The organism is Kitasatospora sp. NPDC057518 (assembly GCF_042802075.1).
Taxonomy (GTDB): domain Bacteria; phylum Actinomycetota; class Actinomycetes; order Streptomycetales; family Streptomycetaceae; genus Kitasatospora.
Map to the genome: position 1 here is coordinate 1 of NZ_JBHVEU010000336.1, position 9,705 is coordinate 9,705.

Here is a 9,705-nt window from a genome sequence, read left to right on the forward strand (position 1 = left end):
GCCATCCAGACCTCCGGCGGCCGCGCCGTCCGGGCCGGCCTCACCGACGGCACCACCCAGCAGACCCTCGAGGTCCCCAAGGACGGCTTCCAGCCTGTCGGCAAGGGCAGCAACGGCAACGCGACCAGCCTCCTCGAACTGACCGTCACCGGCTGACAGCCACCGCCCGCATCCACCTCCCACCTCTCACCTCCGGGAATCCCCCTATGCCTCGCAACTCCTCGACCCGCAACCTGCGGGCCGGCGCCCTGGCCACCGTCCTCGCCGCCGGCGCTCTGACCACCCTCGCCACGCCCCCGGCCGGCGCCGTGGTCGGCGACGCGGCCGCCAACGACACCTACGCCTACACCGCGCACCTGGCGATCGGCGACAACCTGCGGGCCTGCACCGGCACGCTGGTCGACCGCAGCTGGGTGCTCACCGCCGCCTCCTGCTTCTCCGACGACCCGGCGCAGCCGCAGGCCCTGGCCGCCGGCAAGCCGAAGTGGAAGACCACCGCGACCATCGGCCGCACCGACCTGACCACCGGCGCCGGCAAGACCGCCGAGATCGCCGAGCTGGTGCCGCGCGCCGACCGTGACCTGGTGATGGCCCGTCTGGCCACGCCCGTCGACGGCATAGCCCCGCTGCGGGTCGCCACCGCCGCGCCCGCCACCGGGCAGTCGCTGCGCGTGCCCGGGTACGGGCGCACCAAGGACGAGTGGGCGCCGCTGAAGCTCCACACCGGCGCGTTCACCCTCGACACCGTGAGCGCGACCGGCATCGGCACCACCGGTACCGGCGGTGCGGCGGTCTGCAAGGGCGACACCGGCGCCCCCGTGGTCCGTACGACCAACGGCAAGGCCGAGCTGCTCGCGGTCGCCTCCCGCTCCTGGCAGGGCGGTTGCCTGGGCGTGCCCGCCACCGAGACCCGCACCGGCGCCTTCAGCTCCCGGGTCGACGACATCGCCGGCTGGGTGCAGCAGACCCGCGCCAAGGCCATCGGCTGGAAGACCCAGGCCCTGGTGCGCAGCGACACCAACCTCTACGCCGCGACCCGCCTGTACGACGGTTCGTGGACCCCGTACCAGGACGTCCAGGCCGCGGCCGGGAACATCGGCGGCGTCCGCGCCGTCACCTCGGCCGGCATCGACACCAACACCCACGTCCTGGCCCTGGGCGGCGACGGGCACCTGCACCACGCCATCCGCAGCCTCGACGGCAGCTGGGGCCAGAAGTTCATCGACGTCAACGTCAACGTCGCCGACCTCGGCAACATCACCCAGATCGCCGCCACCCCGGTCGGCGCCGATCTGCACATCGTGGTCGTCGCGAACGGCACCCTGTTCCACACCGCCCGCTACGGCAACGGCCAGTGGAGCGGGTTCAAGGTGGTTACCGACAACACCGGGCCGCTCAACGGCATCACCGCCATCTCCGCCGGCGGAACCGCCTCCGGGGACCTGCACATCGCCGCCGTGTCGGGCGGGAAGGTCTACCACACCCGGCGCAACGTCAGCGGCGCCTGGTCCCTCTGGGGATCGGTCTCCGACGTCGCCGGCGCCACCGGGCCGGTGACCTCCGTCGCCGTCACCCGCCAGAACAACGACCTCGACCTCGCCACCGTCGCGAGCGACGGCCAGTACCACACCCTGCGTTACGCCTCCGGCGACTGGTCGCGGATGAACTCCCTCGTCGACGTCATCGGGAAGGTCACGGGCACCGGCATCAGCGCCGCCACCGTCGACACCGACGCCCAGTTCGCCGTCACCACCAACGACAACAAGGTCATCCTGACCGCCCGCCACCTCGATGGCACCTGGGCCGACCCCGAGTACCTCGACCTCACCTCGATCCCCGGCAACCACACCGGCACCGTGATCACCAGCTCCATCTGATCCACGGCCCGCCGGCGGGCGTCCTGGCGCGGGAGCGGACCGCCGTCCCGCACCGGGGCGCTCGCATGCCGGTGTCCGACGGACCGTCACACCTCGGTCCGCTGAGGGTGGTCGGGCAGTCCGATTTCCGGACAATCCTCCTCGGCCCGTTCACGTGCGGACTTCTTCGAGTACGGTGGCATCCCGGCAGCTCGGCGGCCGAATGCTCCGGCGGCGCCGGCGCGCGGGCGGCGCCGTGACCGCTTCCGGGCGCCACCCCGCCGTCGGTGTGCGGCAGTTCGCGTCCGGGGCCGGCCGTCTCCGCCGGAGTCCGACAGGGCAGCGCCGCCAGGACGTCGTCCCGGGGCCCGGCGAACCTGCCCAAGGACGGAGCGCGATGACCGACGGACCGGACCTGCCCACGGGTACCCGCCGGGTCCCGTACACCGACCCCGGAACGCCCGACCACCGGAGCCCACTGCGGTACCTCTGGTGGCTCGTGTCGATGCAGCGCAGGCGGGTGCTGCTCGGCGCGACCTGGGGGAGCCTGTGGATGTGCGCGCTGATGCTGCCGCCGTACCTGATGTCGCGGACGATCGACGACGGGCTGCGCGCGCGGGACACCGGGGCACTGGTCGGCTGGGTGGCGGTGGTCCTCGCGGTCGGGGCGCTGATCGCGGTCCTCGGCATGCTGCGGCACCGCACGATGACGTTCATCCGGGCCGACGCCGCCTTCCGGACGGTCCAGGCCGTCACCCGCCATGTGAACCGGCTGGGGACGACGCTGCCGCGCCAGGTGTCGGCCGGCGAGCTGACGCACCTGCAGGCCGGTGACACCGGCCGGATCGCCCAGACGCTGACCATCACCGGGCCTGGCGTCGGAGCGGTGCTCGCGTACCTCGCCGCCGCCGTCCTGCTGGTCCGGATCTCCCCCGTCCTGGCCGCGGTGGTCCTGCTCGGCGTCCCGCTGCTGGCCGTGGTCATCGGCCCGCTGATGGGGAGGCTGCACGGCGCCGAGGGCCGCTACCGCGAGGAGCAGGGGGCGCTGACCGCCCTGGCCGGCGACCTGGTGGCCGGGCTCGGGGTGCTGAACGGCATCGGCGGCAAGCCGATGTTCGCCGGGCGCTACCGGCAGCGCTCCCGGGCGCTGGTGCCGCTCGGCTACCGGGTGGCCTCGCTCACCAGCTGGGTGCAGGCGGTGGGCGCCTGCCTGCCCGTCGTCTTCCTGGCCGTGGTGACCTGGCTCGGCGCGCGGATGGCGGCGGCCGGAGACATCACGGTCGGCGAACTGGTCGCCGTCTACGGGTACGTGGCGGCCCTCCTGGCACCCGTCTCGTTCTTCGTCGAGGGCGCCGACGACCTCCCGCGCGGCCTCGTCGCCGCCCGCCGCGTCATCGACATCCTGGCGCTGCGGCCCGAGTCCTCCGGCGAGCGCACCCGCACGGCGCCGCCCGACGGTCCGGTGGAGCTGCACGACCCGGAGTCGGGCCTGGTGCTGCGCCCCGGGCAGGTCACGGCCCTGGTCTCCGCACGGGCCGACGAGGCCCGCGCCGTGGTGGACCGGCTGGCCGGCTACACCCCGTCCGGCGCCACCTGGGGCGGTGTCGAGGTCTCCGCGTGGGAGACGGCCGCGCTGCGCCGGCACGTCCTGGTGTCCGACAACGAGTCCTACGTGTTCGGCGGCACCCTGGGCTCCGCGGTGGCGGTCCACGGCGGGCGCACGGCGGCGGAGATCGGGCGCGCGCTGCACGCGGCGGCGGCCGAGGACCTCGTCGGCCTCCTGCCCGGCGGCCTGGACGCACCGCTCCAGGACCGCGGCCGCAACGTCTCGGGCGGCCAGCTCCAGCGGCTGCGGCTGGCCCGGGCCCTGCTCGCCGACCCCGAGGTGCTGCTGCTCGTCGAGCCCACCTCGGCCCTGGACGCGCTCACCGAGGCCGCCGTCGCCGCCCGGCTCGGCGCCTTCCGCGCCGGCCGCACCACCCTGGTCGTCGGCACCTCCCCGCTGGTCCTCGGCCGGGCCGACCGGGTCTGCCACCTCGTGGACGGCAGGGTCCGGGCCGCGGGCACCCACGGCGAACTGCTCGCCACCGAGCCCGCCTACGCGGCGCTGGTCCTCCGCGGCGACCCCGACGCCCGCCCGGACCCCGACGCCCGCCCGGACCCCGACGCCCGCCCCGACGTCGAAGCCCGCCCCGAGGCCGACGCCACCGCAGAGCCCCGGGAAGGAGCATCCCGATGAGCCACGACCACGACGACCCCCACCGGCTCCCCGTCGCCGACCGGGCGACCGTACGGCGGGCCGTCCGGCGCCTGCTCGTCGACGACGGCCGGGCGATGTGCGGGGTCCTCCTCCTCACCTGCCTCGCCGCCCTGGCCGGGGTCGCCGCGCCGTGGTACCTCGGCCGCATCGTCACCCGGGTCGAGAACGGCGAGCTGACGGTCGGCCAGGTCGACGTGCTGGCGGCGGCGGTGCTCGGCTTCGCCCTCGCCCAGCTGCTGCTGACCCGCTTCGCGCGCTACTTCTCGCACCGGTTCGGGGAGCGCGCCCTGGCCCGGCTGCGGGAGGAGGTCGTCGACCGGACGCTGGCGCTGCCCGGCCGGTACGCGGAGCGGGTGGGCACCGGCGACCTGGTGACCCGCTCCTCCCTCGACGTGGGCACGGTGGCCGCCACCCTGCGCAACGCGGCCCCGGACGTCTTCATCGCCGCGGTCCAGGTGCTGTTCGTCCTCGGCGCCGCGTTCCTGCTCGACCCGCTGATCGGGCTGTGCGCGCTGGTGAGCCTGCCGGTCGTCTGGGCGGTGGGCCGCTGGTACCTGCGCCGGGCCCGGGACGCCTACCTCGCCGAGGGCGCCGCCTACGGCGGTGTCGCCGAGGCGCTCAACGCGACCGCCCACGGCGCCCGCACCGTCGAGGCGTTCGGGCTCGGCCCCCGCCAGGACCTCGCCGTGGACCGGGCGGTCGACACCGCCTACCGGGCCGGCGTGCGCACCCTGTTCCTGCGCACCGTGCTGTTCCCCGTCACCGAGTTCGCCCACGCGCTGCCCACGGCGCTCGTCCTGCTGGTCGGCGGCCTCGGCTACCTCGACGGCGCGGTGGGCCTGGGCACGGTGGTGGCCGGCAGCCTGTACATGTGGCAGCTGGTCGACCCGCTCGACCGCGCCCTCAACTGGATGGAGCAACTGCAGCGCAGCGGCGCCTCGTTCGCCCGCATCAAGGGCGTCGGCCTGGTGTCGGAGGATCCGCCGGTGCTCGACCGGCGGCCGTCCGATGACCGGATCGAGGTCCGCGGCGTCCGGTACGCCTACCCGGGCTCGCCGGACGTGCTCAAGGGCATCGACCTGGTGGTCCGCCCGGGCGAGCGGCTCGCGGTCGTCGGCCCGTCCGGCGCCGGGAAGTCCACCCTCGGCAGGCTGCTGTCCGGGGTCGACGCCCCGGACGCGGGACACGTCCGGGTCGGCGGCGTGCCGGTCGCCGACCTGGCGGCGGCGGGCGGCCTGGGCGACCGCATCGTCCTCATCACCCAGCAGCACCACGTGTTCATGGGCACCCTCCGGGACAACATGACCATGGCGGCCCCGGACGCCGGTGACGAGGAGATCCTCGCCGCGCTCGCCCTGGTCGAGGCCGGCTGGGTGCACGACCTGCCGGGCCGGCTGGACTGCGCGCTCGGGGCCGGCGGCGTCGAACTCGACGCGGCGCAGGCCCAGCAGCTCACCCTCGCCCGGGTCCACCTGGCCGACCCCCACACCCTGATCCTCGACGAGGCGACCTCCCTGCTGGACCCGACCACGGCGCGGCAGGCCGAGCGGGCGATGGCCGCCGTGCGCTCGGACCGGACGGTCGTCTCCATCGCCCACCGGCTGCAGACCGCCCACGACGCGGACCGCGTCGCCGTCATGGAGTCCGGCCGCATCGTCGAGCTGGGCACCCATGACGAACTGGTCGCCGCCGGCGGGTCCTACGCGGCGCTGTGGCGGTCGTGGAACGGCGAGGGCTGAACTCCCTCCGGCGGTAACAGGAGGACGGTTCACGGGGGTTCCGCCGGACCGGCCCGCGTGGCACCCTGGAGGATCCGGCGCCCGGGCCCGCTGAGCAGCAGCGGGCCCCGCCGCAGGCCCCGCTGAGCAGCCATCAACCGATCGGTTGATGCCGGGCATCCACCGCCGCCCGCCCCAGGTCTGGCCGTCCAGTCGATCCGGCGGACCGGGGCCGACTGCCAGGCTGATGCCATGGCAATCATCGAGGTGGACAGCCTCGTCAAGCGCTACGGCGACAACTCCGTGCTGAACGGGGTCAGCTTCGCCGTCGAGCAGGGCGAGATCTTCGGCATCCTGGGGCCCAACGGGGCCGGCAAGACCACGACCGTCGAGTGCATCGAGGGGCTGCGCACCCCGGACGGCGGCACCATCAGCGTCTGCGGCATCGACCCGCAGCGCGACACCGGCGAGCTGCGGCAGCTGCTCGGCGCGCAGCTGCAGGAGAGCGAGCTGCCCGACAAGCTCAAGGTCGGCGAGGCGCTGGAGCTGTACAGCTCCTTCTACCGCCAGCCGGCCGACTGGCGCGAGCTGGCCGAGATCCTGAACCTCACCGGCAAGCTCGGCACCCAGTTCCGGCGGCTGTCCGGCGGGCAGAAGCAGCGGCTGTCGATCGCGCTCGCGCTGCTCGGCACCCCGAAGGTGGCGGTGCTCGACGAGCTCACCACCGGCCTCGACCCGCAGGCGCGCCGCGACGTGTGGGGCCTGATCGAGCGCATCCGCGACCGGGGCGTGACGATCCTGCTGGTCACGCACTTCATGGAGGAGGCGGAGCGGCTCTGCGACCGGCTTGCCGTGATCGACACCGGGCGGGTCATCGCGATCGACACCCCGGGCGGCCTGGTGTCGCGGGTCGACAAGGGGCAGCGGATCCGGTTCCGGCCGTCCGGGCCGCTGGACGAGACCCGGCTGACCGCGCTGGACGAGGTCACCTCCGTCGAGTGGGCCGGCCCGCAGATCGTCGTGACCGGCAGGGGGGACCTGCTGCTCGCGGTGACCACCCTGCTCGCCGGCCAGCGGATCACCGCACTCGACCTGCGGGTCGAGCAGAACTCGCTGGAGGACGCGTTCGTCGCGCTCACCGGCCGCCCCGTCGAATCCTGAGGAGTCCCACCGTGTCCCCCCTGCTCCGGCTCACCGCCACCGAGACCAAGCTGTTCCTCCGCGAGCCGATCGTCGTGTTCTTCGCGCTCGCGTTCGCCCCGATCCTGCTCGTCGTGCTCGGCCTGATCCCCTCGATGCGGGCGAACAGCCCCGAGCTCGGCAACGTGCGGCCGATCACCCTGTACCTGCCGATCGTCGTGTCGATGGGCATCGCCCTGTTCGCGCTCAGCGGCCTGTCCCAACTGTTCGCCTCGTACCGGGAGAAGGGTGTGCTGCGGCGCATGCGGACCACCCCGGTCAAGCCGGGCGTGATGCTCGGCGCGCAGCTGCTGATGGCCACCGTGCTGTCCGTGGTGACGATGCTGGTCATGCTGACCATCGGCAAGCTGGCGTTCGACGTCGACCTGCCCCGCAAGCTGCCCGCCTACCTGCTCAGCTACCTGCTGGTGGCGCTGGCGATGTTCGCGGTCGGCCTGCTCGTCGCCGCGCTCGCGCCGACCGGCCGGAGCGCCAGCGCGATGGGTTCGCTGGTCTTCTTCCCGCTGGTGTTCTTCGCCGGCCTGTGGCTGCCGCGCGCCAAGATGAACGATGTCCTGCTGACCATCAGCGACTTGACTCCGCTCGGCGCCGGCGTGCAATCATTGCAGGACACCACCGCCGGGCACTGGCCGCAGCTGATCCACCTCGCCGCCATGCTGGGGTGGACGATCGTGGCCGGCGGACTGGCCGCGCGATACTTCCGCTGGGAGTAGTGGGTTGAGCATCGAGGCCGAGCTGCGCGCGGAGTTCGATCACTGGGAGCGTACGAAGATCGCGGCCTTCAAGGCGCTCCCGTACGTCCTCCTGGCGATCAGCACCGTGATCACCCTGCTCCAGCTGGTCTGGCGGGTGCCGATGCACTTCACCCTGGTACTCGGGCTCTCCGCCGCCGCCGCGCTCTGGATGCTCTGCTTCCGCACGCTGCGCCCGGAACGGCGGCAGAACCGCCGGCTGATGGGCGTGTACTACACCGGGCTGATGCTGCTGGCCGCCGCCCTGGTGGGCGTCGCGCCCTGGTACGGACTCTTCACCTTCGTCGGCTACCCCCAGGCGTTCGAGTACCTGCGGGGTCGCCGGCGGTACGTCGGCGCCGCCGTCACCGCGATGATCTCGGCGGCGGCGTTCATGGGGGGCGTGGCCGGCATCAACGCCGCCCACATGTGGTGGGCGTGGCTGGCCGTCGGCCTGATCTCCGCGGTGCTGGCCGGGGCGCTGTTCTACTTCGTCGAGATGGCGGACCACCGCAACGACAAGCAGAAGCAGGCCCTCGTCGAGCTGCACGAGGCCAACGCCAAGCTGGAGGCCGCGCTGGCGGAGAACGCCGCCCTCCACGCCCGGCTGATGGTCCAGGCCCGCGAGGCGGGCGTCCTGGACGAGCGGCAGCGGATGGCGCGGGAGATCCACGACACCCTCGCCCAGGGGCTGGCGGGCATACTGACCCAGCTCCAGGCCGCCGAGCAGACCCTGGACGAGCCCCCGACGCTGCGCCAGCACCTGGCGAACGCGACGAACCTGGCCCGCGAGAGCCTCGTCGAGGCCCGCCGGACGGTCCACGCGGTGGAGCCGGCGGTGCTCGCCGAGGCCCGGCTCCCGGACGCGATCGGCGACGTGGCCCGGCGCTGGTCGGAGATCAACCACATCGACGCGGTGCTGACCACCACCGGCGACGCCCGGCCGATGCACACCGAGGTCGAGGTGACGCTGCTGCGCACCGCGCAGGAGGCGCTGGCCAACGTGGCCAAGCACGCGCGGGCCGGCCGGGTCGGCCTGACCCTGTCGTACATGGAGGACCTGGTCACCCTCGACGTGCGGGACGACGGCGTGGGCTTCGATCCGAGCGCCAAGCGGGTCAACGGGTCCACCAGCGGCGGGTTCGGGCTCCTCGGCATGCGCCAGCGGGTGCAGCGGCTCGCCGGGCGGCTGGCCATCGAGTCGGAACCGGGGGGCGGGACGGCGATCTCGGCGGCCGTCCCCGCCATCCCCGCGGGAGGTGCGGAATGATCACCCTGCTGATCGTCGACGATCATCCGGTGGTGCGGGACGGGCTGCGGGGCATGTTCCGGGCCGATCCCCGCTTCGAGGTGCTCGGCGAGGCCGGTGACGGCGCGGAGGCCATCGCCGCCGCGGAGGAGCTGCGGCCCGACGTGGTCCTGATGGACCTGCGGATGCCGAGGACCGACGGGGTCACCGCCATCAAGGAGCTGACCAAGCGCGGTGTGCCCTCGCGGGTGCTGGTGCTCACCACGTACGACACGGACAGCGACGTGGTGCCCGCCATCGAGGCCGGCGCCACCGGCTACCTGCTGAAGGACGCGCCGCGGGAGGAGCTGTTCCGCGCGGTGGAGGCGGCCGCGCAGGGGCAGGCGGTGCTCTCCCCCTCGATCGCGACCCGGCTCATGGGCCAGGTCCGACGGCCGGCGCCCGCGCCGCTGTCGGCGCGCGAGCTGGAGATCCTCGAACTGGTCGCCCAGGGGACGACGAACCGCGAGGCCGCGCGGAAGCTCTTCATCAGCGAGGCGACGGTCAAGACCCACCTCCTGCACATGTACGCCAAGCTCGGGGTCAGCGACCGGGCGGCGGCGGTGGCCGCCGGGTTCTCGCACGGCTACCTGACGCCCTGACCTGCGCCCCTGCCGGAGTGCTCCGCGGGTGCCGCCCGGACGGTTCGACC

General features: G+C 73.8%; 7 protein-coding genes. All 7 read left to right on the forward strand.

The features are described 5' to 3' along the window. Nucleotides 1-206 precede the first annotated feature (206 nt). Nucleotides 207-1,877 carry a trypsin-like serine protease gene (locus tag ACFU7Z_RS28410; RefSeq protein WP_380780527.1) on the forward strand — a complete coding sequence of 557 codons (1,671 nt, stop codon included), beginning with the start codon at nucleotides 207-209 and terminating at the stop codon, nucleotides 1,875-1,877. A 376-nt stretch (nucleotides 1,878-2,253) separates the two neighbouring features. Then, nucleotides 2,254-4,095, forward strand: coding sequence for an ABC transporter transmembrane domain-containing protein (locus ACFU7Z_RS28415; RefSeq protein WP_380780529.1), 1,842 nt, complete (start codon nucleotides 2,254-2,256; stop codon nucleotides 4,093-4,095). Then, nucleotides 4,092-5,855 carry an ABC transporter ATP-binding protein gene (locus ACFU7Z_RS28420; protein WP_380780531.1) on the forward strand — a complete coding sequence of 588 codons (1,764 nt, stop codon included), beginning with the start codon at nucleotides 4,092-4,094 and terminating at the stop codon, nucleotides 5,853-5,855. Before ACFU7Z_RS28415 ends, ACFU7Z_RS28420 begins: the two co-directional genes overlap by 4 nt. Before the next feature lie 231 nt (nucleotides 5,856-6,086). Then, nucleotides 6,087-6,995 carry an ABC transporter ATP-binding protein gene (locus ACFU7Z_RS28425; RefSeq protein WP_049652929.1) on the forward strand — a complete coding sequence of 303 codons (909 nt, stop codon included), beginning with the start codon at nucleotides 6,087-6,089 and terminating at the stop codon, nucleotides 6,993-6,995. Nucleotides 6,996-7,006: 11 nt separating this feature from the next. Then, the gene (locus ACFU7Z_RS28430; protein ID WP_049652927.1) at nucleotides 7,007-7,747 is read left to right on the forward strand and encodes an ABC transporter permease; all 741 of its coding nucleotides are present in this window, start codon (nucleotides 7,007-7,009) and stop codon (nucleotides 7,745-7,747) included. A gap of 4 nt (nucleotides 7,748-7,751) precedes the next feature. Then, nucleotides 7,752-9,035, forward strand: coding sequence for a sensor histidine kinase (locus ACFU7Z_RS28435; RefSeq protein WP_380780533.1), 1,284 nt, complete (start codon nucleotides 7,752-7,754; stop codon nucleotides 9,033-9,035). After that, nucleotides 9,032-9,655 (forward strand): response regulator transcription factor, encoded by a 624-nt coding sequence (locus ACFU7Z_RS28440; protein ID WP_049652923.1) that lies wholly within the window; start codon nucleotides 9,032-9,034, stop codon nucleotides 9,653-9,655. The genes ACFU7Z_RS28435 and ACFU7Z_RS28440 overlap by 4 nt, the downstream gene beginning before the upstream one ends. Nucleotides 9,656-9,705: the final 50 nt, after the last annotated feature.

Bases quoted from the DNA above. Each gene is read 5' to 3' on its own strand.
- ACFU7Z_RS28410 (WP_380780527.1), top strand. From the start codon at position 207: ATGCCTCGCAACTCCTCGACCCGCAACCTGCGGGCCGGCGCCCTGGCC.
- ACFU7Z_RS28415 (WP_380780529.1), top strand. From the start codon at position 2,254: ATGACCGACGGACCGGACCTGCCCACGGGTACCCGCCGGGTCCCGTAC.
- ACFU7Z_RS28420 (WP_380780531.1), top strand. From the start codon at position 4,092: ATGAGCCACGACCACGACGACCCCCACCGGCTCCCCGTCGCCGACCGG.
- ACFU7Z_RS28425 (WP_049652929.1), top strand. From the start codon at position 6,087: ATGGCAATCATCGAGGTGGACAGCCTCGTCAAGCGCTACGGCGACAAC.
- ACFU7Z_RS28440 (WP_049652923.1), top strand. From the start codon at position 9,032: ATGATCACCCTGCTGATCGTCGACGATCATCCGGTGGTGCGGGACGGG.